This is a genomic window from Hymenobacter terrigena, from assembly GCF_054776515.1.
The window spans coordinates 535,956-560,894 of the sequence record NZ_BAAHBU010000003.1; the positions used below are offsets into that span (position 1 = coordinate 535,956).

The window sequence follows — 24,939 nt, forward strand, 5'->3', positions numbered from 1 at the left end:
TGATGAAGAAACATCTACTGCCCGCGCTGCTTTCACTGCTCCTGTTACTGAACCTGTGCGGCTCGGCCCGCGCCGCCACCCCGCCGCCCACCACCGGCCGCCCCCTGGCCGAGGCCCTCAACCCCGACGGCACCCTAAAAGCCGGTGCCAAGGGCTCGTTCAACGCGCATCGCTACAAGCTGCGCACGGCCCCGGATGGGCGACCGACGTTTCGGCCCCTGGGCACCACTGCGGCCGGCGACGAGCGCTGGCAGGATGGCTTCGGCCCCGCTAACGGAACGAACGGGAAAGTATTTGCTATGGCAGTTTCCGGAAACGACGTGTACATCGGCGGAGATTTCACTGCCGTGAATGGGGTGCCGGCCGGGGGAGTAGCCAAGTGGAACGGCACGGCCTGGAGCGCATTGGGCTCCAGGCCCGTCAATGGCGTGAACCGAGTCTATAAGGTAAGGGTGTTGGCCTTGGCCGTGGCCCCCAACGGCGACGTGTACGTGGGCGGCAACTTCACGCAGGCGGGTGGGCTTGCAGCCAGCCGCATTGCCAGGTGGAACGGCACCGCCTGGAGCGCCCTGGGCACGGGCCTGAATAGCACCGTGTCCTCATTGGCAGTTGCCGGGAATGGAGACGTTTATGCGGGCGGTAGTTTTACACAAGCGGGAGGAGTACCGGCCAATTGCGTAGCCAAATGGAACGGCACGACTTGGAGCGCCCTGGGCGCAGGCGCGGCCTACGGCATTCCCAATATCACAGCACTTGCCATAGCCCCTAACGGAGATGTATATACCGGCGCTAGTGGCTACAATGGCGGCGGCGCCGCACGGGTGGCTAAGTGGAACGGCACCACCTGGAGCCCGGTGGGCACAGGGATGGGTACAGGTAATGTGTTGGCCATGGCCGTGAGCCCCAACGGGGATGTGTACGTGGGCGGCCAATTTAGCCAGGCCGGGGGCGTGCCGGCGACCAACGTGGCCAAGTGGAACGGCACCGCTTGGAGCGCCCTGGGCACGGGCCTGAATAGCACCGTGTCCTCACTGGCAGTTGCCGGTGGCGGGGAGGTTTACGCTGTGGGCAACTTCACGCAGGCGGGAGGATTACCGGCCGATTGTGTAGCCAAATGGAACGGAACCACCTGGAGCCCACTAAGCAATGGTGTGCGCGGATTAACTACCGGCGTATATGCCTATGTTGAGTTGATGGCTTGTGCGGTAGCCGCTAATGGCGATGTATACGCGGGCGGTAATTTTCTTCAGGCGGGGAGCACGGGGGCAAACAATGTGGCCAAGTGGAATGGCACGGCTTGGAATAGCCTTGGTACAGCAGTCGGCAATGGCCTTAATGACGTTGTTAGCGCCGTAGCCGTTGCGGGCAATGGGGATGTGTACGTGGGCGGCAATTTTACGCAAGCGGGTAATGTGGTGGCCAACCACATAGCCCGCTGGAACGGCACCGCCTGGAGCAGCCTGGGGACGGGCGCGGCCAATGGCGTAACGCTGAACCCAGCTTTCTCCCCGTATTACAATGTTGTTAATGCAATCGCGGTTGCGGGCAATGGGGATGTGTACGTGGGCGGTACTTTCACGCAAGCGGGCGGCGCGACGGCTAGCTACGTTGCCAAATGGAACGGCATCGCCTGGAGCAGTTTGGGCACGGGCACGGCCAATGGCGTTGATAACAAGGTCAACGCCCTGGCCATCGCCAGCAACGGAGACCTGTACGTAGGCGGTGCTTTCACGCAGGCGGGTGGAGCAGCGGCCAATCGCATTGCCAAGTGGAACGGTACCGCCTGGAGCAGCGTAGGGTCTAGTTCAACCACCGGCGTACGAGGGATTGTTTGGGCGCTGGCTATCGCGGCCAACGGGGACCTATATGCGGCTGACGGTTCGTTGTACCGTTGGGACGGCGTGGCGTGGAGCTCTTTGCCCCCGGGCCCCAGTGTTGAGGTAATAGCAATAGCTGGCAGCGGCGATATATATACAGGCGGGGCTCGTACAACGTACCTAACATCGAAGTGGAACGGCACGGCCTGGAGCCTGATAGGTAACTTGGGAGGCAATCCTCCCGGCAATGGGGCGCAAGTGCTCGGAGTCTACACGCTGGCGCTGGGTCCTAACGGCATGGTATATGCGGGCGGCTTCTTCCCCGGTTTTGGTATCAGCCAGTGGGACGGAACAAGCTGGTCCGCAGTGCCTGGCAGTAACGCAGATGAGATAGTGCGCTGTTTGGCTATTGGTCAAAATGGAAAACTCTACGTTGGTGGCTCGTTCACCAATGTGGGTGATGGCAGCAAATCCATGTCCTACTTCGGCATCTACGACCCCAACGCACCCCCCCTAGCCACCAAAGCACCAGCCGCCACCCCCGCCGCGCAGCTCTATCCCAACCCGGCGCATGGCACGGCCACGCTGCGCCTGCCCGCCGGCGCGCCCCGCCAGCCCCTGCTGCTCACCGATGCGCTGGGCCGCACCGTGCGCCGCTATCCCGCCCCGGCCGCTGCCGAGGCCGAGCTGGACCTGCACGGGCTGCCTGCCGGCACCTACGTGGTGCGCTGCGGCCAGCTTTCTCAGCGCCTAGTGGTGGAGTAGGGGAGTAACTTGTTAAAGACGAAAAAGCCCGCTGACCAATTGGCCAGCGGGCTTTTTATTGAGCGAATCAGCTTACACGGCCGGCTTGGGCGCGGGCAAATCAAACGCCACGGCGGCGTGCTCGAAGTGGCCTTTGTGCGAGCCGTCGCAGAAAGGCTTCTGCTTGGACAGCCCGCAGCGGCAGATGCTGATGCGCTCGCGGCCGCCGAGGCCATAGGGCTGGCCTTGGGCATCCACGAGTTCGATGTCTTCGCCCTCTACGCGGAGGGAGCCGTTGGAAAGGACGGTGAGTTTGGTGGCCATTGGAAGAGGGTTAAGTTTTGAGGGTTGAATGTTGAGTTTAGAGAAGGGGTGAGTTTTGAGTTTGGAAGAATGAAAATAACTAAACATTCAACCCTCAAAACTCACCCCTTCAAAGCGCTTTTCGCATGATGTAATCGTTCATGAAATACGGCCCAATCGGTACGTCCACCTCGCGCTGGCGCACGAAGCCGCGCCGCTCGTAGAAGGCAATGGCGGGGTTGTAGCGGTTCACGTTCAGGTCCAGAAACTGGCCGCCGGTGGTGCGGGCCGCGTTTTCCACGGCCTCGATGAGGTGCACGCCCAAGCCCTGGCCCTGCCGCGTGGGCAACACGTAAATCTTGTGCAGCTTGTAGCCGGTGCCAGTGCCGTCCTCGGCCGGCAGTGGGCCGAAGGAGGCGAAGCCGGCCGGCTCGCCTTCCACCTGCGCAATGAGAAAGACGTGGTGCTGCTCCTGCATCTGGCGCTTCAGGGCAGCCGGCGAGTATATCACCCGGTACATGTATTCCAACTGCTCCTCCGAAATGATGAAGCGGTAGGTCGGCTCCCAGGTAGCCTCGGCCAGCTGAATGATGGTCGGAATGTCGTTGAGCGTGGCGGGCTCAATGCGCGGCGGCGCGGTAGGGGCGTCAGAAGTCATAAGCGGCAAAACACGAAATTGCGGCGAAAAAACCGAAACCGGCCCGCCTTCAGGCATACGGTTGGCCCGTTCCTTGCGTTCAAGCCCGCAAACACCCGTTTTTTCTTCGTCCTGACCATGAAATCTGCATTCGTTCTGCTCCTCGCCGGCCTGCCATTCGTCGGCCACGCCCAAGCCACCACCCAGGCCGAGCTGCTGCGGCGCGGCGAGCTCACCGGCTCCCGTCCCGCTACCTCCGCCCGTAGCCAGGCCCGGCAAACCGCCGCCCGCGCCGCCAACACCGCCTCCGACCCTGTGCAGCAGCACCTGTTGCAAACCGATGTGAACCTGGCCCAAACCAGCGCCGACCAGCTCCCGAACCTCTACGAGCGGTTCATCGCCACTACCCGCGACGAGCGCCGCGCCTGGACCTACGAGCAGTGGGATGCCGCCGGACAGGTCTTGGCCCGCCTCAACCAGCGCTACGAGCAGGTGCGTACCGACCTGCCCCTCGAAGAACGCCTGCGCATTCGCTCCTTCCAGGGCGAGTTTCACACCCTGCGCGGTGCGCGGCAGGTAAAGGAAAAGCTCGACTAAAAAAACGGTCATTCTGACGGAGAAGGATGCTGAGCAGGGCCGTTCAGGCAGTTTCGCTCAGCATCCTTCTCCGTCGGAATGACCGCCGTTTGCTTTCGCTATATCGTTTCCAGCCAATGCTGGGCGTCTTCCTCGTTGGTAAACAGCGAAATCTGAATTTGGCCCTGCACGGCCTCCACAAATTCCTTGCTCACAATCTGGGCATCCAGGTTGGGCGATAAAATGTAGGCAATGGCCCGCAGGCCGGCCGCTACGGCCTTGGGCAGCCATTCGTATTCGAGCCAGGGCAGGGCCTCGCTCCAGTTGCCGCCGGTGTCGCGCTTGTCGTTGAGCACCCGCTCAAAACGGTGTTCTTCCAGCAGGCGCGTGGCTTCCACCACCCCACGAATTACCTCGGCGGCGGTGAGCTGGCCGTGCCAGCGGATGTAAAGCAGCACGTGGTCCGGAAAAAAATAATATTCGGCCAGCGGTGCCCCGTAGCGGTCGGCTAGGGTGGTCAGGTGAACGGCTTCGGCGGTTAGCATGGCAGATAGAGAGTATTGTATATCAAACATACTACATAATCTCGGCCCTAATTCATTGAGTCAATGCGAGCCGCGCTGCTACCTTTGGGGTTCTGCTTATTACTCGTCTTTTTCGCTCGTAGCACATGCACATTGCCATCGTCGGCAACATTGGGGCCGGTAAAACCACGCTGGCCCATAAGTTGGCCCAGCATTTCCGCTGGGAAGTGTTTCTGGAAGACGTGGACGACAATCCCTACCTCAAGGATTTTTACCACGACATGCCCCGCTGGGCCTTTCACCTGCAGGTGTATTTCCTCAACGGCCGCTTCCGCCAGACGCAGCACATCAAGGAGCTGCAAAAAGCCGGGCGCGGCATCATTCAGGACCGCACCATTTACGAGGATGCCCACATCTTCGCGGCCAACCTGCACCAGTCCGGCCTGCTCGAAACCCGCGACTACAACAACTACTACGCCCTGTTCGAGTCGATGGTGGACCTTGTGGCCCCGCCCGACCTACTGCTCTACCTCCGCGCCGACCTGCCCAAGCTCATCGGCCAGATTGAGAAGCGTGGTCGCGACTATGAGAACACCATCAGCATCGAGTACCTCAAAAACCTCAACGAGCACTACGAGAAGTGGATTAGCACCTACGACGCCGGCCGCTCCCTCATCGTGGACGTGAACGAACTCGACTACGTGCGCCGCCCCGAGGACCTGGGCACCATCATCGAGAAGATTGACAACACGCTGTTCGGCCTGTTTTAATTACAGGGTTGAGTCCGCCTAAGCAAAACGCCCCGCATTCCATTAGGGAGAGCGGGGCGTTTTCGCATGCTGTCAGTCCAACATTCCTAGGCCGGCTCCGGAATAGCTGCGTTGAAAAAATCGACCAGCGGCCGGGCCGCCGCAATGCCGGCCACCACCTCCTCCACAAAGCCCGGGGCCAGCACCTCCGCGTCCGCATAAAAGCGGCCCACTCCAAACGTCTTGAGCCGCAGCCATGTCACGTCCGGGTCGGTAGCCGCGTAGCCGCGCGGTGGCCGCGTCAGCTGCGCCCCGGTGGTGTCGATACCGTCCGGGAAATAGCGCAACAGCTCCGGCGCCTGCCGCAGCCGGTGAAACTCATCGCCGTTGTAGTGGATTTCCTGCCGGATGGCCGCCAGCAGTTCAGGAGTAGGGTGGAAGGTGCCCGCCCCCAGCCAGCTGCGCCCATCTGGCTGAATGGCCAGGAAATAACCGGCCCGAGGCGCATGGCGGCCCCCGCGCTTCAGGCCGGCGCCCATGCGGCGCTTGTAGGGCTCGGGGTCGCGGTGCGCCCGGTCGTTTTTGTGCAGTCGAAACATCACGTCGCTCGTCGTGAGGTCGGCCAAATCAGGGTCGGTAGCCGCAACGCGGGCCAATACCTGGCGCACCAGCTCGGTGCAGGCGGCGCGGGCGCGCTGGTAGTCGGGCCGATGCTCGGCCATCCAGGCCGTGGTGTTGTTGGCCGCCAACCGGGCCAGGAAATTCAGCAGATACTCCAGTTCCATAAAAAAGCCGGGCATCAGGCCCGGCTTTCTCCCAACGCGCCGGTTGGGGCAGGAGTTGCAAAAAATACTATCGAAACCGCCCGTATTATTTCCGGCTGAGTACCGTCACGGCATCGCCCACACGCAGGTAGCCCCGGGCGGGACCGGTCACGTTCTGTCCGAACAGCGTGCTATTCTCCGCCTTTCGGTAAGTGGCCAGCGTGCGCAGCGGGTCGCCCACCGGGCTTTTGATGGCCGTAGCCTGGTCAATCGTCGTGAGCACGCACCGCCCACATCCCCGCACCGCCCGGAACGGCACCTCGCCAATTTGAAACTGTTCCCACGTATCGTCCTCATACGCCTCACCGCCCCCAAACACGAGGTTGGGCCGAAACCGATTCATCGGTACTGCCTCGGCCAGTCGGGTGTTCAGGTCGGCCAGCGCGGCCTCACCCGCCAGCAGGAAGGGGTAGCCGTCGGCGAAGCTCACCAGCTTGCCCTCGGGGTTAAGCTCCGGCTCCACATCGCGCCGCACCATGTCCGACATGTACACCAGCCGGCAGGGGCGGCCCAGCGCCTCCGCCAGCCACTCATCGGCCTCCGGCGTGCCACGCCAGGCCCACAAAATATCGTCCCACACGGTTACGAACAACGTCCGGTCGGGTGTGGCCTCAAACGGGATAAAAAGCGGCAGCAAATCGGGCCGCTGGCGGTGCGAAATCAGGAAGCCATTGTAGGCCGGGGCCACGGCCAGCAGGGCCAGTTCCGGCTGCTGCCGCTGCGTCATGAAGCGGTTGCGCTCGTCCACCAGCAGCCAGCGGCGGTCGTGGCGCAGGCCGCGGGCCGTCACCTCGGCTTCGGCCACAGCGTACCCGCCGAGGGATTTGACAGGGTACAGAAAAAGGCCGGTGAGGGAAAGGGAAGCTGACATAGCCACAAAAATAGGCGGGTAAGCGGGTTAGCGGAGCAAGAAAAAGAATCTGCCAACCCGCTACCCGCCACTCCGCTACTCTACCACCAGCAAGTCGGCGGCCCGTACGAATGCTACGCGCTGCTGCCACTGCACCCGGTACCAAATGTCCTGACGGCCCAGCACGGGCAGCCGGTCGCCCATAGCGGCCGTGCTCAGCCAAGCCGCACCGGCTCCCGGCCCATCCATCAGCGCCGCTCCTGAGCGGGCCACCAGTCCCGTCGGCGTTGGCCGCAGGAAATGCAGGTAGGCTCCCAGCAGCGCGACGTAAGCGGCATAGCCCACCCACGCGCCGCGCGGGCTGCGGCGCCACAGCAGGGCCATTGCCCCCACCACCGCGCCGGCCAACAATGCCTGCAAGCCCGGATAAAAATACCGTTGCGCCTGCACCCGTAGCTCTTGCTGCCAGGTAGCGGGGTAGCCCACCAGCCGGTGCTGGGTAGCCAGGGCCACCAGCTGCCGCCACGTGCGCACCCGGGGCTGCCGCGCCTGCGCCATGCTCAGGTAGAGCAGCGCCGCCGGATAGTGCCCAAGCTGCTGCTGCGCATAAGCCATTTTCAACAGCAACTCGGGCGAAACGCGCTTCTGCTGCCACACCTGCTGACGGAAGTCGGAAAAAGAAGCCTCGTATTGCCCCGCCGCGAAAAGCGAATCGGCTCGGTGCAGGTCTGCAGGCGCAGTAGAAAGGGCGCTTGCTAAATTTTTTTTTGCCAGTGAATTTGCACTCAAGGTACAGATAGGCAGGAAGATTAAGGGCAGGAAAAGGGTTCGCACAGCAAGTGGGATGACTTTTTTTTAAAGTCAGGGTTGTGTAGTTCCGGAGGCTATAGTACTTTTGTGCCACCAAAGAAGGAAACGCCCTTCCAAGGTGCAAGGTACCGATTCTGTAGCTCAGCTGGTAGAGCAGTACACTTTTAATGTACGGGTCCTGGGTTCGAATCCCAGCGGGATCACAGCAAAAAGCCCCATTCTGGAAACAGGATGGGGCTTTTTCATTGGTGTGGGTCAAGCTGCAACTGCTTTGAAATGAGCGTTTGCGCATGTGTGGGCTGGAGCACAAAAAGGCCCATAGCCATTAGCGTTGAGCTAATAACTATGGGCCTTTACTTGGACTAATAGCAGATTGCTGCACGGCGAGTAACCGTTTCCTAAGCAATAGCTTGCCGCTTATCAAAAGCCTACTACTTCAGCAGCTCGTGCAGCACGGTTTGCATGGAGATGGTGCGGTTGCTGGCTTCCTGAATGATGAGCGAGCCGGGCGCGTCGAGCACGGCGTCGGACACTTCCACGTTGCGGCGCACAGGTAGGCAGTGCAGGAATTTGGCGTCGTTGGTCAGGGCCATGTGCTCGGGAGTGAGCATCCAGGCTGGGTCATTGGCCAATACCTGGCCGTAGTCGCGGTAGCTGCTCCAGTTTTTGGCCTGCACGTAGTCGGCACCTTCGAGGGCTTTGCGCTGGTCGTATTCGATGCGGGCGCCTTTGGTGAATTTGGGGTCCAGCTCGTAGCCCTCGGGGTGGGTGATAACAAAGTCGACCCAGTCGATTTCCGAAAACCAGTCGCAGAAGGAGTTGGGTACGCACTGGGGCAGGGCACGCACGTGCGGGGCCCAGGTGAGCACCACTTTCACGCGCTCCTTTTGCTTTGTTTCGGCCACCGTAATGAGGTCAGCGAAGGACTGCAGGGGGTGCAAGGTGGCGCTTTCCAGGCTGATGACGGGCACGGTGGCGTACTGCAGAATCTTGTTGAACACGACCTCGCCGTAGTCTTCGGCCTTGTCCTTGAGGGTGGGGAAGGTGCGCACGCCCAGCACGTCGCAGTACTGGCTCATCACCGCAATGGCGTCCTTGATGTGCTCCTGGGTGCCGCCGTTCATCACCGCGCCGTCGGCCATTTCCAGGGTCCAGGAATCGGCGCCGGCGTTCAATACCCAGGCTTGCGCGCCCAGGTTATAAGCTGCCTTCACCGAGCTGAGCCGGGTGCGCAGGCTGGGGTTGAAGAAAATCAGCCCGACGGTTTTGTTGCGCCCGATGTGCTGGTAGCCGTAGGGGTTAGCCTTGATTTCCAAGGCTTGCTGCAAGAGGGCTTTGTAATCGCCTGCATCGGCGAAAGAGGTGAATTTTTTCATCAGAATAACACGGAACATGTCTGACGCAGCAATTAAGCTATTATTTTAGCAATGGCTGCAGGAGTTGAATAGGCTTATTTCTTCTTGCATCCGCATTCCCAGCGAAGGTTGTCGACCAGATTGACGGTTGCTTGCCCATTGCCCGAAGGCAGCACCTTGTAAATCGTTTGGCCCTGGTTGGCTTCAAAACGGCCACTCAGCCAGGTTATCAGCCCGGTGGCCGGGTTGTAGCTGTACCGGCCTTCGCCACCGTTGTCCAGCCAACGGTAGGTGCCATTAGGCCGCAGCAGAAAATAGCCACGGTAGTCGTTGCGAAAAGCAGGCGACGCATTTGGGCCGTTGTAGACCGTAACCGTGCAGGTATAATTGCCAAATAATAGCGTACCCCCGGCCTTCGTGGGAATAGGCGCAGCAGGAGGTGTTTCTTTAGGCTGACTCTTTTCCCAAGCCGCTTTTGCACTTGGCGCATCCTTCTGAAAACGAATGCTTAGTGAGGCATCGCCCGCAACGGCTTTGGCCAAATAAGTATTCGCTTCCGTGGATTTGTTCTGGGCGGCCAACGATACTGCCAGCAGATAATTCACGTACGGATTATTAGCTTCTCTTGTCAAGGCCAAGCGCAGTTCCGTTTCTGCCCCGCCAAACTTGTTTAGCTCGTAGTATTCAATGCCCGCGAGGGCGTCGTGCCCGGCGCTGTTCATCACGGTTTCTTGTCCCCCCACCGCGCGGGAATGCTTCAGCTGTTGAATGTATCCGTCTAGGCCGGTCGCCGCCGGTGCAACGGCAACCGGAGCCGGCTGGGCAGGAGCCGTCGTGACGGGATTCGGTGTGGGCGTGCTGCCAGGCACATCCTTTGCGTGCTGCTGCTGCAAGCCGGAGTTCAGCGCAAAGGCTTTTTGAAAGTATTCCTGAGCTTTCTGAGCTTTGCCCGGTTCGTTTTGCCGAATCAGGCAAATAGCCTCCTGGTAGAGCGCAAAGGCATTGGTTGGTGCCACCCGGATGGCGTCCTCAAAATAGTCGGCTGCTGCGGAATAGTTTTTGCTATCCAGATAATCCTGGCCGTACAGGAAATAGTTGCCCGATGACATAAAGGCCGTTTCACTGCCTCCTTCTGCCTTCGATTGCCGCAAGCGGGCGATGTACTGGTCCAAGTCCGACTGAGCAAAACTGCGTTGAGCGCACAAAAGCAGTAGCAGTAAAGTTAGCATAGAAGCAGCCTGACGCATGGATTTCTTTCTTTTAAGGGAGATGATACGGCAATATGTACAAAGTTTTAAGATTGACAGCCTTTCTGCTTATCTACCTCCCTCCTGTTTTCTGAAATGTTTATTTGCGTGAATTGAAAATTAATCCGTTGTTCTGCAAGAGGAATGAGTCCCTCGCAGTGATTAGGAGCTGATGTAATAATTTAGTGTTTCGTCGTGGTGACATGCAAACCCATTTTCAACCAAGAATTCTACGGGTATCATTTAGAAGTTTCGCACTTTTTGAGTGGCCGGAACCTGTGCGGCAATTGAATCATTGCATGTAATGCAAACTGCTTCACGAATGCCTTCATAAGGCACGTTGAAGGCTGTACGGCAATTGAAACAGATACTTTATGGCCTATGATTCTTGACTAACGTTGGCTTAATACGGATAACTCCAAGCCTTCGTACAGTGGAAACAAATGGTAACCGCAGTGTTCCGTAAACACTGCAACCTCTCGAAAATCAGGTGCTTCAATTACAAAAGCGTATCTGAATTCGACGTGCGAACCATCCTCAAACCGAATGCTAACAGTAGTTTCTGACGGAAACTCAGAAGCACTAAGCCTCTCAGGCCTAGTGCTTCCTTTAGCAATCAGATACTCTTGGAGCTTCAGTTTCCAGCGCTCTGGCAAATCGGTGTTTCGCATAACATTTCAACGATATGCGAAGCAGAAGCTTCACGCTACATCGCCTTATACTCGTTCCAGCTCTTAATCTTCAAATCCTTCATCTCCAGTGTGCAGAAGGCCTGAATAAACGCCTTCGCCAGGCGCGCATTCGTCAGCAGCGGCACCCCAAAATCAATGGCCGTGCGGCGGATTTTGTAGTCGTTATCCAACTCGCCTTTCGACAGGTTTTTCGGGATGTTGATGACCAGGTCGATTTTCTTTTCCTTCAAATACGTCAGCACGTTGGGCTCCACGAGGTCGTCGGGCCAGAAGAGGAGGCTGCTGGGCACGTTGTTTTCGGCGAAGAAGCGGTGCGTGCCCTGGGTGGCGTAAATCTGGTAGCCTTTTTTCACGAGCAACTCCACGGCCGAGAGCAGGGCCAGTTTCGACTTGATGGGGCCGCCGGAAATGAGCACCGATTTTTGCGGGATTTTGTAGCCCACGCTCAGCATCGACTTCAGCAGGGCCTCCTGGGCGGTGTCGCCCAGGCAACCCACTTCGCCGGTGCTCACCATATCCACGCGCATCACCGGGTCGGCACCGGGCAGGCGGGTGAAGGAGAACTGCGGGGCCTTCACGCCCACGAAGGGCAGGTCGTACACCCGCTCGCTCTCGTCGCGCGCCACGGGGCGACCCAGCAGGATTTGCGTGGCCTTCTGGATGAGGTTGTTGCCCGAGATTTTCGACACAAAGGGGTAGCTGCGTGAAGCACGCAGGTTGCACTCAATCACGCGGATGACACCGTTCTTTTCCAGGAACTGGATGTTGAACGGGCCGCTGATTTCGTAGCGCTTGGCAATCTTCTCAGCAATGATTTTGAGCTTGCGGATGGTACCCACGTACACCCGTTGGGGCGGGTAGTACATGGTGGCGTCGCCGGAGTGCACGCCGGCAAACTCCACGTGCTCCGAAATGGCGTAGCTCACGATGTTGCCGTGGTCGGCCACTGCGTCCAGCTCAATTTCCTTGGCTTCCTGAATAAATTCGGACACCACCACCGGGTATTCGGCGCTCACTTCTTTGGCCGCCTTCAGAAATTCTTCCAGCTCGAAGTTGTTGGAAACCACATTCATGGCCGCACCCGACAGCACGTAGCTCGGCCGGATGAGCACCGGAAAGCCTACTTCCTGCACAAATCCGTGCATGGCTTCGAGCGAGGTCAGCTCCTTCCAGCGCGGCTGGGCAATGCCCAACTCGTCCATGATGCTGCTGAATTTGTGGCGGTTCTCGGCCTCGTCGATGCGGGCGGCCGAGGTGCCCAAGATGGGTGCCTCGGCTTCTTCGAGGCGGGTGGCGAGGTTGTTGGGAATCTGGCCGCCGGTGCTCAGAATCACGCCGCCGGGCTGTTCAAAGTCCAGGATGTCCATCACCCGCTCAAAGCTCAACTCCTCGAAATACAGCCGGTCCGACACGTCGTAGTCGGTGCTCACGGTTTCGGGGTTGTAGTTGATGATGATGGTTTTGTAGCCCTCGGCCGCCGCCGTTTGCACGGCTTGCACGCCGCACCAGTCAAACTCCACCGACGAGCCGATGCGGTACACGCCCGAGCCCAGCACCACCACCGACTGCGCGGTTTCGCGCGTCAGGTCGTTTTCGGTGCCGTGGTAGGTGGTGTAGAGGTAGTTGGTTTTGGCCGGAAACTCGGCCGCCAGCGTGTCAATCTGCTTCACCACGGGCAGCACGCCCAGGGCCTTGCGGCGGGCGCGCACCCGCAGCTCGTCGGCCTTCACGTCGCCCTCGCCCAACAATTTCACCGCAATCTGCTGGTCGGAGAAACCGGCCTTCTTCGTATCGCGCAGCAGCTTGGTTTCCAGACCGTCCACGCCCGCGCCGCGGCCGGCGGCCAGTTGGTTGCTCAGCTCAAAAATGCCGTAGAGGCGCTGCAAAAACCAGTGGTCAATCTTGGTCAGCTCGTGCACCTGGGCCACCGAGTAGCCCGCCTCGAAAGCGTTATTGATGGCGAAGATGCGCTCCTCGTTCGGCTCACTCAGCAGCTGGTCGATGGCCACGTTCTCCAATTCTTCGTCGGGCTTGTTGGCCACGAAGCCGCGCTTGCCGGTGTCCAGCATCCGCAGGCCCTTCTGAATGGCTTCCTCGAAGGATTTGCCAATGGCCATTACCTCGCCTACACTCTTCATGGCGCTGCCAATCTGGCGGTTAACGCCCGAAAACTTGCCCAAGTCCCAGCGCGGCAGCTTCACCACCACGTAGTCGAGCGCTGGCTCGAAGAAGGCCGAAGTAGTTTGCGTCACGCTGTTTTTCAGCTCGGCCAGCGAGTAGCCCAGGCTCAGCTTGGCGGCCACGAAGGCCAGCGGGTAGCCCGTGGCCTTGGAGGCCAGCGCCGAGGAGCGCGACAGGCGCGCGTTCACCTCAATCACGCGGTAATCCTCGGAATGCGGGTCCAGCGCGTACTGAATGTTGCACTCGCCCACGATACCCAGGTGGCGAATTGTTTTAATGCCGATGCTGCGTAGCTTGTGGTATTCGCGGTTGCTCAGCGTCTGCGACGGGGCCACCACGATGCTCTCGCCGGTGTGAATGCCGATGGGGTCGAAGTTCTCCATGTTGCAGACCGTGATGCAGTTATCATAGGCATCGCGCACCACTTCGTACTCCACTTCCTTCCAGCCCTTCAGCGATTCTTCCACCAGAATCTGGTCGGAAGTGGTAAAGGATTTCTGGGCCAGCGCCCGCAGCTCGTCCATATTGTTGGCGAAGCCGCTGCCCAGGCCGCCCAGCGCAAACGCCGCCCGCACGATGATGGGAAAGCCGATTTTCTCGGCCGCCGCCAGCGCGTCGTCCATTGTGGTTACGGCCACGCTGCGGGCCGAGAGCACGCCAATCTGCTCCAGCTTCTCCTTGAAAATGTCCCGGTCCTCGGTGTCGATGATGCTCTGCACGGGCGTGCCCAGCACCTTCACGTTGTACTTCTCGAACACGCCGGCGCGGTACAGGGCCACGGCGCAGTTCAGCGCCGTTTGGCCGCCAAAGGCCACCAGAATACCATCGGGCTGTTCCTTTTTGATGACTTCCTCCACGAAGTAGGGCGTCACGGGTAGGAAGTACACGTCGTCGGCAATGTTGTCCGACGTCTGCACGGTGGCAATGTTGGGGTTGATGAGGATGGTGCGGATGCCTTCCTCCTTCAGCGCCTTGAGGGCCTGCGAGCCGGAATAATCGAACTCCCCGGCTTCGCCAATTTTCAGAGCGCCGGAACCAAGGATGAGAACTTTGTTGGGTTTGTTCATGTGCGTAACCTCACCCCCTGGCCCCCTCTCCTTCGGAAGAGGGGGAGCCAGACGAGTTATGAGTTTATGATTTTGAGCAGCGAGCTTGAAAAACGTAGAGAATTTTAAGCGGAAGATTATTCTTTTTTAATCACCCGCACTTTAACCGGATTGCGTTTCTGAAACTCGTAATAATGAGTAGCTTGAGCTCTTACAGCAGCTTCTGAAACGCTGGGCTTCCAAGATTTATCGAGTTTGTACCCATCTTCCGAAATATCGGGCTGATTAAATGTAATGGGTGCTTTTTCGTCATCTGGAATGAAATAGAAAGCTTGGTCTAATTGAATTAAAGAGTCCACATCGGTTAGACCAGATTGGCGCATTTCTTCTGCTGTTAGTTCTTCACCGCAGTTGTCGCAAGCCTTTTCATTTGCTTTGTAGGCCACATAGCCGCAAACCGGGCAAGTCGAATAATTGGTATTGTTATTCGATGCAACAGCAGAAGCAGTCGGTAGCAAAATCGTAGGTAATGCCGTTACAACTGCTACGATTACCAACACTAATACTCGAAAGGCAGCAGGCCGATTAATTGTGAAATAATAGCCTGCAAAACCGAGCAACCCACCCACACCGCCAGCCAATGCGCTGTAAAGCACTTTCATGCCTTTGTCGGCCGTATAAGCATTGCCAAACTGCATCATGCAAATCAAAGGCACTAGCAGAAAAACAGGCAGCCAGTATTTACTCTCGCTAACCGATGATTGAGTGGGTTCCACGGTGGCTTAGCCTTTCTTGTATTTTACAACAGCCTCCAAAAAGTCATCAAACAGAAACTCGGTATCCTGCGGGCCGCCGGCAGCTTCGGGGTGGAACTGGGTGGAGAAGAAGGGCTTGGTTTTGTGCTTGATACCTTCGCAGGTGCCGTCATTCAGGTTCTCGAATAGCATGTCCCACTCGGCGGGCAGCGTTTCGGTATCGACCGCGAAGCCGTGGTTTTGGCTGGTGATGTAGCAGTGCTGGGTGCCGGTGAGCTTCACGGGCTGGTTGTGGCTGCGGTGGCCGTATTTCAGCTTGAAGGTGTCACCGCCGCAGGCCAGGCCCATGAGCTGGCTGCCCAAGCAGATGCCGAAAATCGGCTTGTCCTGTTGCAGGGCTTTGTGGAGGTTTTGGATGGTGGGGGCGCACATTTTGGGGTCGCCGGGGCCGTTGCTCAGGAACAGGCCGTCGTAGTCAAGGGTTGTGAAATCGTAGTCCCAGGGCACCCGAATCAGCTCTACGTCACGCTCCAGGAAGCAGCGGATAATGTTGGTTTTGGTGCCGCAGTCCACGAGCACGATTTTGTGCTGGCCGTGGCCGTAGTGCTGCACGCCGGGGGGGCTCACCTGGGCCACCAGGTTGTCGAGGTTGGGGTCGTGCAGGGGCACGTCGGTTTCGGCCACGATTTTGCCCAGCATGGCGCCTTTTTCGCGCAGCTTCTTGGTGAGCATCCGGGTATCAACGCCGAAGATGCCGGGGATGTTGTACTCCTTGAGCCAGTCGCCAAGGCTTTTGGCGGCGTTCCAGTGGCTGTGCTCCTCGGAGTAATAATTCACCACCAGCCCGGCAATGTGAATCTTGTCGGACTCGAAAATCTTCGAAATCGACTCGTACAAATCCTCGCCGGGCACGCCGTAGTTGCCCACCATGGGGTAGGTGAGCACCAGAATCTGGCCCGCGAAGGACGGGTCGGTGAGGTTTTCGGGGTAGCCGGTCATGGCCGTGCTGAACACCACTTCGCCCGCCACCGAGGTGTAGGCGCCGAAGGATTGGCCCTGGATTTCGGTGCCGTCTTCGAGGATGAGTTTTACCGTTTTAGCGTTTTCCACTCTGTTATGCGAAAAAGGATTTACTCTGTTATTGAATTTTTGCGGTAATCAGGCCCGTCGCGTCTCTCCAGCTGTTGAGCCAGTAGGAGGTGGCGGGTATGCCCTCATCCCAATCAACGCTGATGGGACGCTTGCCAGTGGCGGGAAATGCGACGATACGGGAAGCCCCACTGCCGGGCGTGCGACGGGTGCGAGGTGTGGCCTCAGCCAGCTTTTGCAACCGCCCCGATACATTTTCGGCTGGAACAGGACCGTAAATCAGGGGTCTGTTCCAGCCGAAGCAGGTTGTAAGCCAAACGGGAGCGAAAGCATGTAAATCAATCGGCTCCGCGCACTGCCGATTCCAGATGTCAGGCATCGGGAAGTCAGGCGGGCTCAACTGCTGAGAGGAAAAAGGGGTGGCAGTTCTTTCGCGGAAAGAACCAGCCGGCGGCTGCGCAACTGTGGCCAATGGCAGCGTGCAGCTAATCAGAAGGGGAGCCTGGCTCGTAAACTTCATCGTGCTACTCATTGGGACTGCAAGTTACGCCTCAAGCCGGTTAATCCCTTACCTCGGCCGGAATAAGTGTGTACAGCGCCTGCAAAAACCGGTCGATTTCGGCCTTCGTGATATTGAGTGGCGGCAACAGGCGGAGCACCGTGGGGTCGGAGGCGTTGCCCACGAAAATGTGGTGTTCCGACAGCAGCCGGTCGCGCACGTCCTTGATGGGGAAGTCATACTTGATGCCCACCATCAGGCCGCGGCCGCGAATTTCTTCGGCGCCGGCGTGGGCCAGCAGCTCGGTGCGGAGGTAGTCGCCCATTTCGGCGGCGTGGGTTAGCAGGTTTTCATCTTCAATCACTTCGAGCACGGCCAGAGCAGCGGCGCAGGCCAGGTGGTTGCCGCCGAAGGTGGTGCCCAGCAGGCCGTAGGAGGATTTCAGCGTCGGCGCAATCAGGATGCCGCCGATGGGGAAGCCGTTGCCCATGCCCTTGGCCACCGAAATAATATCGGGCCGGATGCCGGCGTGCTGGTGCGCGAAAAACTTACCACTGCGGCCGTAGCCGCTCTGCACCTCGTCGGCAATCAGCAGCGCGCCGTATTGCTTACACAGCGCCGCCAAGCCTTGCAGAAATTCATCGGACGGCATGATGATGCCGCCCACGCCCTGAATCGGCTCGATGATGACGGCGCATACATCGCCGCCTTGCAGCGCGGTTTCCACCGCCGCCAAGTCGTATTCCAGGAAGCTGATGGCGTGGCCCGCGTTGAAGGGCGCCACGATTTTGGGGTTGTCCGTCGCGGCCACCGCGCCCGAGGTGCGGCCGTGAAACGCGCCTTTGAACGCCACCACGCGGGTTTTGCCGGTGTGGAATGACGCTAGCTTCAGCGCATTCTCGTTGGCCTCGGCGCCCGAGTTGCACAGAAACAGCGCGTAGTCCTCGTAGCCCGACACCTGGCCCAGCTTGTGTGCCAACTGCGCCTGAATCGGAATCTGCACCGAGTTGGAGTAGAAGCCGATGTTTTGCAGCTGCTCGGTGAGGCGCTGCACGTAGTGCGGGTGGCTGTGGCCGATGGAAATAACGGCGTGGCCGCCGTAGAAATCCAGGTATTCCTGGCCCTTATCGTCCCACAGCTTGGCGCCCAGCGCCTTCACGGGCGTGATGTTGACGAGGGGATAAACGTTGAAAAGCTCCATTGATTAGTTCTGTTAGAAGTAGGTGGTGCCCACTCCGCCGTGGACAAACAGATTTTTGCTTGGATGATGGCGATTCAAAACGGTGAAATGCCAGTTTTCAAAGGGGCCATCTGGCACAGTCAATTCTCGTCGGTTGCTAAGCTTTAGGAATAGCCGCCCTTGCCTGTCAGCTTTAGCTTCCTCTACCTTGATACCAGCGTTTAACCAGTCGTAGAAAAGCAATAGGGATTCCTTTTGTCGCGGCGATAGTTTGGTGGCGTGACCAGATGCCTCTACCAGAAATTCCCCGTGGATGTCGAGAAAAATACGTTCATCCGCATTTACAAAGACTAATCTAATCAGCCCGTTGTACTCAATCTGCTGAATAGAATATCCTGCTAGTGGTAATTCGTAGTAGCGGCCTATTTCTTTCAGCATCATGTCGCCTCTACAGTTTTACTTCTAAAAATACGAGGCCTTATTCATCAGCCCCGTCGTTTCCGGCAGACCAAACAGTATGTTCATATTCTGCACCGCTTGGCCCGACGCACCTTTCACCAGATTATCAATCACCGAGGTAATGAGCAGCTGCTTGCCCTGTTTCTGCACGTGCAGCAGGCATTTATTGGTGTTCACCACCTGCTTGAGGTGAATTTCCTTGTCCGATACCGTCGTAAACGGCGCTTCAGCATAAAATTGCTTATACAGCTCCCGCGCTTCGTCCTGCGTCAAATCTGATGGCGTATAGACGCTAGCGAAAATGCCCCGCGAGAAATTGCCACGGTAGGGGATAAAGTGAATCTCCGCTTCTGACTGTGGCTGTAACTGCGCCAAGCTTTCGCCAATTTCGCCGAGGTGCTGGTGCGTGAAGGGCTTATAGATGGATACGTTGTTGGTGCGCCACGAGAAGTGCACCGTCTCTGATAAGCTCTGGCCTGCCCCGGTCGAGCCGGTGATGGCCGAAACGTGGATGTCGTCGGTGAGCTTGCCGGCCTTCGCCAGCGGCAGTAGCGCCAATTGAATAGCCGTGGCAAAACAGCCCGGATTGGCAATGCTTTGCGCCTGCTGGATGGGGCGTTTATTCAGTTCCGGCAGGCCGTACACGAATTCGCGGCCTTCAAACTCAGCATCTGCATTCAGGCGGAAGTCATTGCTGAGGTCGATGATGTGCGTGGTTTCGGGCAGAGCGTTTTTCTGGAGCCACGCCTTGGAATTGCCGTGGCCCAGGCACAAGAATACCACGTCCTCGTCGCCGGCCAACTCGGAGGCAAACACCAAATCGGTTTCGCCCACCAGGTCGTCGTGCACCTGGTACACGGGGTTGCCCGCGTTCGAGGAGCTAACGATGCCGCCTAGCTCCACGAATTCGTGGTGCAGCAGAATGCGGATGAGCTCGCCGGCTGTGTAGCCGGCGCCGCCTACGATACCGGCCTTAATTTTCATCGTGCAGGCTGGCGCTAATCTTCAGCTGGTTGCCGAAAATCTTGATGAAACCGCGGGCGTCGCGCGAGTCCCAGGCGTTGTTTTCCTCGCCATAGGTAGCCACTTTCGACTGCATCATGTCGTACTTCGATTCCACGCCGAGCAGGTCGAACTGGTAGGGCTTGAGCTGCACGAATACCTTGCCCGACACGTGATTTTGCGACGACGTGAGAAAGGCTTCCATGTCGCGCATCACCGGGTCGAGGTACTGCGCCTCGTGCAGCAGCGTGCCGTACCAGTTGGCGATGTAGTCCTTGTGCAGCAGCTGCCAGCGGGTGCTGGTGTGCTTCTCCAGCAAGTGGTGGGCCTTGATGAGGATGAGCGGCGCGGGCGCCTCAAATCCCACCCGGCCCTTGATGCCCAGAATGGTGTCGCCCACGTGAATGTCGCGGCCCACGGCGAAGGCCGCGCCCAGCTCGTTAAGCTTCTGAATCAGAGCCACGGGCTCCAGCGTTTCGCCGTTCAAAGCCACCGGTTCGCCCTTCTCGAAGGTGATTTCCACGCGCTCCGAGTCGTGGCGCTGCAGCTGCGAGGGGTAGGCGCTTTCCGGCAGGGCCTCGTGCGAGGTTAGCGTTTCGACACCGCCCACGCTGGTGCCCCAGATGCCTTTGTTAATCGAGTATTTCGCCTTCTCCCAGCTCATTTCGAATCCCTGTTTCTGCAGGTATTCAATCTCGGCCTGGCGCGACAGTTTCAGGTCGCGGATGGGCGTGAGAATTTCCGTTTTGGGCGCAATCACTGCGAAAGCCACGTCGAAACGCACCTGGTCGTTGCCGGCGCCGGTGCTGCCGTGCACGATGTAGTCGGCCTCGTTGGTGCGGGCGTATTCGGCAATAGCCAACGACTGGAACATGCGCTCGGCACTCACGCTCAGCGGATAAGTGTCATTTTTCAGCACATTGCCGAACAGCAAATAGCGCAGGCAATCCTGGTAAAAGCGCGTAGTCACGTCAATTACCTCATGCTTTACCGAACCTAATTCGTAGGCGCGCTTCTCGATGGCGGCCAACTCCTCGGCCGTGAAGCCACCGGAATTGACGATGACGGTGTGGACTTCCAGGTCGAGCTCGCGCGACAAATACACGGCGCAAAACGAGGTGTCGAGGCCGCCGCTATAGGCGAGAATGGCTTTTTTCTTCATTACAGTGCAGAATCGGTTTCGGGGTCAGAAGCGGTGTCTTGGACGAGCGGCAGGGTGGGGGTAAGGGTAGCGAAGTCAGGCACTTGCACCTGCACCAATTGCTTTTCAGGTGTATCATACAGCATGCCGGTGCAGAGGCACATCTTGCGCTCATTCTCCATCAGAATGCTGTAATTTTTGCAGCTTTTGCAGCCTTTCCAGAAATCCTCGCTGGTGGTCAGCTCCGAAAAGGTGACGGGCTCGTAGCCGAGGTCAGTGTTGATTTTCATCACGGCCAGGCTGGTCGTAATACCGAAAATCTTGGCCTGCGGGTACTTGGTGCGCGAGAGTTCGAACACCGCCTGCTTGATGGCCCGGCCCACCCCGCCTTTGCGGATTTCAGCGTTTACAATCAGGCCCGAGTTGACGACAAACGTCTTGTCATCAAAGGTTTCGATGTAGCAAAAGCCGGCTAGCTCATCGTCCACAAAGGCGATGATGCCGTCGCCATTGGCCATCTTTTGGGCCACGTAGGCAGGCTCGCGCTTGGCGATACCCGTGCCCCGCGTTTTGGCCGACTCGACGTACCATTGGCATAATTGTTCAGCGTACTGTGCGTCCGCCTCCGTTGCAACCCGAATTGTCATTGTTGATTTAGAAGAACTTAGGGATAGATACGCGGCTTCTGCCCATCCGCTGTGTACGGATGTTTAGGGGAGAAAGCCCAAACCTGTCTGTAAGTTGAGCGGATACTGGCCCGGCTCAAAAGGGCTGGCCAAGGGGCCAACATGCGGCTGCTGAAGCCGCTAGGGTCGTCGCACCAGGGCGCAAGTCGTTTGGCACACGCCGGCCACCCCCGGCCGAACGGCGGCGGTGAGCATCGAAGACGTGGAAACGGGGAGGGGCATGGCGAAAACTAAGTCGATTCGGCGCTTTAACGAAGCTGCGAGCCAAGAGGTTCAATTCTGCCGCAAAGGTAAAAGCCCCTACTTTTGCCTGCAACATTTCCCGTGGTTTTTTTGAAATAGCGCTTGTCCAGCTTTGGAGTTTGCGCGTATGTGAAGCTGTGATGAAGCCCGAGTTGAAAATATTTAAAATAGGCGGCGGTATAATTGACAACGAGGCCGACTTGTTGGAATTCGTGCGCCTGTTTTCCAAAATAAGCGGACCGAAAATTCTCGTGCACGGCGGTGGAAAAGGCGCCAGTGAGATGATGAAAAATCTTGGCGTTGCGCCGCGCATGGTAAACGGGCGTCGAATTACGGATGCTGCGACGTTGGACATTGTAACCATGTTCTACGCGGGCAAGACCAACAAGCAGCTGGTGGCGGCTTTGCAAGGTCGTGGCGTCAACGCGCTGGGCCTCAGCGGGGCCGATGGTAACGTGATACTGGCGACGAGACGCCCGGTACGGGAAATTGACTACGGTTTTGTAGGAGATTTAAGCGAGGCCAGCGTTAATGCCGACTTGATTCAGCAGTTTTTGAGCCTCGGCCTGACGCCGGTTTTCTGTGCCATCAACCACGATGGCCACGGCCAACTGCTCAATACCAATGCCGATACAATTGCTGCTTCGCTGGCAAAGGCGCTGAGCAAAGAATACGCGGTGTCGCTGCATTTTTGCTTTGAGAAGCGCGGCGTATTAGAAAATATCAGCGATGATAAATCGGTGATTGAGAAAATTACGCTCGCTAATTATGGCGAATTAAGGGAGAGCGGAATTATTTCCGACGGAATGCTGCCAAAATTGGAAAATGCCTTTGAGGCGCTGCAATTCGGGGTGGATAAAGTTATTATTGAGCACGCCTTGTACATCAATGAGGAGTTGAAAACGACGCTATGTCTGAATTAATAGCGCAGCTGAGCAATGATGCCGTCGATTTATTAATCCGGCTAATTCAAACGCCCTCGTTTTCGCGGGAGGAAGCCGGAACGGCAACGTTGATTCAGGAGTTTCTGGCCGCACATGGTGTGGCAGCGCAACGCCGGCAGAATAATGTATGGGCCGTTTCGTCGCACTTCGATGCCGATAAGCCGACGATTCTGCTCAACTCGCACCACGACACGGTGAAGGCGGGTGCCGGGTGGAAGTATGACCCTTTTGGAGCGCTGTGGGAAGGCGATAAATTAACTGGCCTGGGTAGTAACGATGCCGGGGCGGCGGCCGTGAGTTTATTAGCAACATTTCTGTATTTTCAAAATAGGCCAAATGCATTTAATTTAATTTGCGCGATTACGGCAGAAGAGGAGATTTCGGGCGCAAATGGAATCCGAAGTGTGCTGCCAGAATTTGGTAAAATTGAGATGGGAATTGTGGGTGAACCTACGGGAATGAACCTGGCAATTGCTGAGAAAGGCCTGATTGTGCTGGATTGCACGGCGCACGGCAAAACGGGCCACGCTGCCCGCGAGGAAGGTGAAAATGCGCTTTACAAAGCATTGGACGATATTCAGTGGCTGCGGCAGTACCATTTTCCGCAGGTGTCGCCGTTGCTGGGGCCGGTGAAAACGACGGTGACACAAATAAGCGCCGGCACGCAGCACAACGTAGTACCCGACCGCTGCCAATTTGTGATTGACGTGCGGACAAACGAGCTGTATCAGAACCAGGAGATTGTTGATTTTCTGCGTGAGAAATTGCAGTCGGAAATTGTGCCGCGCTCTACCCATTTAAACTCTTCGCGTATTGGCGAAAACCATCCGCTAATTAGAAAAGGGGTGGCGATGGGCAAGACGATTTATGGCTCGCCCACGCTGTCGGACCAGTCGATGATGCCGTTTGAAACCTTAAAAATGGGGCCGGGCGAAAGTGCCCGCTCGCACACGCCGGACGAGTTTATTCTGGTGAGCGAAATACGCGCGGGTATTCGGGATTACATTGAGCTGCTGACTGATTTTAGGTTTTAAATTACCAGAGGACGCTATGAAAATTTGGGAAAAAGGATTTTCGGTAAACGATACCATCGAGAAATTCACCGTGGGGCAGGACCGGGTGCTGGATATGTACCTTGCGCCGTTCGATATGCGGGCCTCCAAAGCGCAGGCCAATATGCTGGCCAAGGTGGGGCTGATTTCGGCAGTAGAACGGCAGCAGCTGATTACGGGCCTGGACGAGTTGCTGGCGCAGGTGGCAGCGGGCACGTTTCAAATTGAGGATGACTTTGAGGATGTGCACTCCAAAATAGAGTCTTACCTGACGGAGAAATTTGGCGATGCGGGTAAGAAAATCCACACGGCCCGTTCGCGGAATGACCAGGTTCTGACGGCAATTCAGCTTTTTCTGAAGGATTATACTGAGCAGATTTCAGCCAAAATAGTGGCGCTGACGGAAGTGCTGCTGCAAAAGGCCGAGGCGCACAAAAACGACCTGCTGCCGGGCTACACGCACTTTCAGGCGGCCATGCCGAGCAGCTTCGGGCTGTGGTTTTCGGCCTATGCCGAGCATTTGCTGCTGGATTTGGCGCTGTTTGAGGCGGCACATAAGGTGGCCGACCAGAACCCGTTGGGCTCGGGCGCGGGCTTCGGGAGCAGCTTCCCGATTGACCGCGAAATGACGACGCGGGAAATGGGTTTTGGCAGTGTGGCGGTGAGTGCGGTGGGCGCGCAGATGCTGCGGGGCAAAACTGAGAAAACGCTGGCGTTTGCTATTGCGGGAGCGGCCGGTACGCTGGGCAAGCTGGCGTATGATTTGGTGCTGTACAACAGCCAGGATTTGGGTTTTGTGACGCTGCCGAAGGAATTTACGACGGGCTCCAGCATCATGCCGCACAAGAAAAACCCGGACGTGTTTGAGCTGGTGCGCGGCCACGCCAACCGCCTCCAGGCGCTGCCGAATGATATCATCCTGGCCACCAGCAACCTGCCCAGCGGCTATCACCGCGACTTCCAGCTGCTGAAGGAGCTGCTGTTTGGGCCGATGATGCAGTTCGCCGACTTGCTGGACATGCTGCTGTTTGCGCTGCCCGAAATCAAGATTAAGGAGGGCGTAATCGAGCAGGCGAAATACGACCCGATATTTTCGGTTGAGAATATCAACCAGCTCATCATTGCCGGTGTGCCGTTTCGCGATGCTTACCAGCAGGTAGGACGCGCCGTGGAAGACGGCAGCTACGTGCCGCACCGCGAGTTTCAGACCACGCACCTGGGCAGCATTCACAACCTGGGACTGGCCGAAATTGCGGCTAAAGTGCGGCAGTGGCGGGAAAGAAGCGAGCTGTTTAAATAAGTCAAGGCCCCTCGCTATTCATGCCATTTATTGAAGCAGCTGTGGTATGGAAGCCTGCACTTGTCGGTTTTGGATACAATACCACAGAGGATACAATACCACAGAATTTGCATAAAATTGGCCGCATAACCTCCTGTATTTTTGTGGATTATTCTGCAAAAAAAAAACGGCATGGTTTCTCGTTTTACAATTTGGCTTTTCAATAGCGGGTTTTGGTTGGTAATGCTGGTGGCA

General features: G+C 57.7%; 22 protein-coding genes and 1 tRNA gene. 7 read left to right on the forward strand and 16 right to left on the reverse strand.

The genetic code is table 11. From position 1 onward, the window contains the following. The first annotated feature begins 2 nt into the window (after window positions 1-2). Window positions 3-2,582: a hypothetical protein gene (locus tag ACYU7Q_RS15375; RefSeq protein ID WP_460610327.1), complete on the forward strand. Its 2,580-nt coding sequence runs from the start codon at window positions 3-5 to the stop codon at window positions 2,580-2,582. 72 nt (window positions 2,583-2,654) lie between these two features. Here ACYU7Q_RS15375 and ACYU7Q_RS15380 read toward each other — a convergent pair whose 3' ends face one another. Further along, window positions 2,655-2,885 (reverse strand): CDGSH iron-sulfur domain-containing protein, encoded by a 231-nt coding sequence (locus ACYU7Q_RS15380; RefSeq protein WP_342295471.1) that lies wholly within the window; start codon window positions 2,883-2,885, stop codon window positions 2,655-2,657. A 109-nt stretch (window positions 2,886-2,994) separates the two neighbouring features. Next, window positions 2,995-3,522 carry a GNAT family N-acetyltransferase gene (locus ACYU7Q_RS15385; protein WP_460610328.1) on the reverse strand — a complete coding sequence of 176 codons (528 nt, stop codon included), beginning with the start codon at window positions 3,520-3,522 and terminating at the stop codon, window positions 2,995-2,997. 117 nt (window positions 3,523-3,639) lie between these two features. Between ACYU7Q_RS15385 and ACYU7Q_RS15390 the strand changes: the two genes are divergently transcribed. Beyond that, entirely contained in the window at window positions 3,640-4,098 is a 459-nt protein-coding gene (locus ACYU7Q_RS15390) for a hypothetical protein (RefSeq protein WP_460610329.1), read from the forward strand. A gap of 98 nt (window positions 4,099-4,196) precedes the next feature. Here ACYU7Q_RS15390 and ACYU7Q_RS15395 read toward each other — a convergent pair whose 3' ends face one another. Continuing rightward, window positions 4,197-4,622, reverse strand: a complete 426-nt coding sequence (locus ACYU7Q_RS15395) for an STAS/SEC14 domain-containing protein (RefSeq protein ID WP_460610330.1) — start codon at window positions 4,620-4,622, stop codon at window positions 4,197-4,199. A gap of 125 nt (window positions 4,623-4,747) precedes the next feature. Between ACYU7Q_RS15395 and ACYU7Q_RS15400 the strand changes: the two genes are divergently transcribed. Continuing rightward, window positions 4,748-5,371 (forward strand): deoxynucleoside kinase, encoded by a 624-nt coding sequence (locus tag ACYU7Q_RS15400; protein ID WP_460610331.1) that lies wholly within the window; start codon window positions 4,748-4,750, stop codon window positions 5,369-5,371. Between the two features lie 86 nt (window positions 5,372-5,457). Here the strand turns inward: ACYU7Q_RS15400 and ACYU7Q_RS15405 are convergent, their stop codons facing one another. The 3 genes from ACYU7Q_RS15405 to ACYU7Q_RS15415 form a co-directional block, all read right to left on the reverse strand. Beyond that, window positions 5,458-6,150: a DUF2461 domain-containing protein gene (locus ACYU7Q_RS15405; RefSeq protein WP_460610332.1), complete on the reverse strand. Its 693-nt coding sequence runs from the start codon at window positions 6,148-6,150 to the stop codon at window positions 5,458-5,460. A gap of 70 nt (window positions 6,151-6,220) precedes the next feature. Next, window positions 6,221-7,045, reverse strand: a complete 825-nt coding sequence (locus ACYU7Q_RS15410) for an MOSC domain-containing protein (protein ID WP_460610333.1) — start codon at window positions 7,043-7,045, stop codon at window positions 6,221-6,223. 75 nt (window positions 7,046-7,120) lie between these two features. After that, window positions 7,121-7,681 (reverse strand): hypothetical protein, encoded by a 561-nt coding sequence (locus ACYU7Q_RS15415; protein ID WP_460610334.1) that lies wholly within the window; start codon window positions 7,679-7,681, stop codon window positions 7,121-7,123. A 283-nt stretch (window positions 7,682-7,964) separates the two neighbouring features. On the opposite strand from ACYU7Q_RS15415, the gene ACYU7Q_RS15420 reads away from it, so the two are divergent. After that, window positions 7,965-8,037 (forward strand) — tRNA-Lys (locus tag ACYU7Q_RS15420). 228 nt (window positions 8,038-8,265) lie between these two features. On the opposite strand, the gene ACYU7Q_RS15425 is transcribed toward ACYU7Q_RS15420, so the two are convergent. The 10 genes from ACYU7Q_RS15425 to ACYU7Q_RS15470 all read right to left on the reverse strand — a co-directional run bounded on the left by ACYU7Q_RS15425 (window position 8,266) and on the right by ACYU7Q_RS15470 (window position 21,127). Further along, window positions 8,266-9,210 (reverse strand): Rossmann-fold NAD(P)-binding domain-containing protein, encoded by a 945-nt coding sequence (locus ACYU7Q_RS15425; protein ID WP_460610335.1) that lies wholly within the window; start codon window positions 9,208-9,210, stop codon window positions 8,266-8,268. Between the two features lie 74 nt (window positions 9,211-9,284). After that, the gene (locus tag ACYU7Q_RS15430) at window positions 9,285-10,418 is read right to left on the reverse strand and encodes a tetratricopeptide repeat protein (protein WP_460610336.1); all 1,134 of its coding nucleotides are present in this window, start codon (window positions 10,416-10,418) and stop codon (window positions 9,285-9,287) included. Between the two features lie 724 nt (window positions 10,419-11,142). Further along, window positions 11,143-14,376 (reverse strand): carbamoyl-phosphate synthase large subunit family protein, encoded by a 3,234-nt coding sequence (carB, locus tag ACYU7Q_RS15435; RefSeq protein WP_460610337.1) that lies wholly within the window; start codon window positions 14,374-14,376, stop codon window positions 11,143-11,145. Between the two features lie 116 nt (window positions 14,377-14,492). Further along, the gene (locus ACYU7Q_RS15440) at window positions 14,493-15,131 is read right to left on the reverse strand and encodes a hypothetical protein (RefSeq protein WP_460610338.1); all 639 of its coding nucleotides are present in this window, start codon (window positions 15,129-15,131) and stop codon (window positions 14,493-14,495) included. 6 nt (window positions 15,132-15,137) lie between these two features. Then, on the reverse strand, window positions 15,138-16,220 hold the full coding sequence (gene carA / locus ACYU7Q_RS15445) for a carbamoyl-phosphate synthase small subunit (protein ID WP_460610339.1): 1,083 nt from the start codon (window positions 16,218-16,220) through the stop codon (window positions 15,138-15,140). A gap of 539 nt (window positions 16,221-16,759) precedes the next feature. Then, entirely contained in the window at window positions 16,760-17,899 is a 1,140-nt protein-coding gene (locus ACYU7Q_RS15450) for an aspartate aminotransferase family protein (protein ID WP_460610340.1), read from the reverse strand. Between the two features lie 12 nt (window positions 17,900-17,911). Next, a complete protein-coding gene (locus tag ACYU7Q_RS15455; protein WP_460610341.1) occupies window positions 17,912-18,319 on the reverse strand; it encodes a hypothetical protein in 408 nt (135 codons plus the stop codon). A 21-nt stretch (window positions 18,320-18,340) separates the two neighbouring features. Further along, window positions 18,341-19,321: an N-acetyl-gamma-glutamyl-phosphate reductase gene (gene argC / locus ACYU7Q_RS15460; protein WP_460610342.1), complete on the reverse strand. Its 981-nt coding sequence runs from the start codon at window positions 19,319-19,321 to the stop codon at window positions 18,341-18,343. Then, entirely contained in the window at window positions 19,311-20,501 is a 1,191-nt protein-coding gene (gene argG, locus ACYU7Q_RS15465) for an argininosuccinate synthase (protein WP_460610343.1), read from the reverse strand. Before argG ends, argC begins: the two co-directional genes overlap by 11 nt. Next, window positions 20,501-21,127 (reverse strand): GNAT family N-acetyltransferase, encoded by a 627-nt coding sequence (locus ACYU7Q_RS15470; protein WP_460610344.1) that lies wholly within the window; start codon window positions 21,125-21,127, stop codon window positions 20,501-20,503. The genes argG and ACYU7Q_RS15470 overlap by 1 nt, the downstream gene beginning before the upstream one ends. Before the next feature lie 422 nt (window positions 21,128-21,549). On the opposite strand from ACYU7Q_RS15470, the gene argB reads away from it, so the two are divergent. Genes argB through argH form a run of 3 tightly spaced genes read left to right on the forward strand, consistent with a single transcriptional unit; the run spans window position 21,550 to window position 24,705 of the window. Beyond that, a complete protein-coding gene (argB, locus tag ACYU7Q_RS15475) occupies window positions 21,550-22,332 on the forward strand; it encodes an acetylglutamate kinase (protein WP_460610564.1) in 783 nt (260 codons plus the stop codon). After that, window positions 22,320-23,387 (forward strand): M20 family metallo-hydrolase, encoded by a 1,068-nt coding sequence (locus tag ACYU7Q_RS15480; RefSeq protein ID WP_460610345.1) that lies wholly within the window; start codon window positions 22,320-22,322, stop codon window positions 23,385-23,387. Before argB ends, ACYU7Q_RS15480 begins: the two co-directional genes overlap by 13 nt. Window positions 23,388-23,403: 16 nt before the next feature. Beyond that, window positions 23,404-24,705: an argininosuccinate lyase gene (gene argH / locus ACYU7Q_RS15485; protein ID WP_460610346.1), complete on the forward strand. Its 1,302-nt coding sequence runs from the start codon at window positions 23,404-23,406 to the stop codon at window positions 24,703-24,705. The last annotated feature ends 234 nt before the right edge of the window (window positions 24,706-24,939 follow it).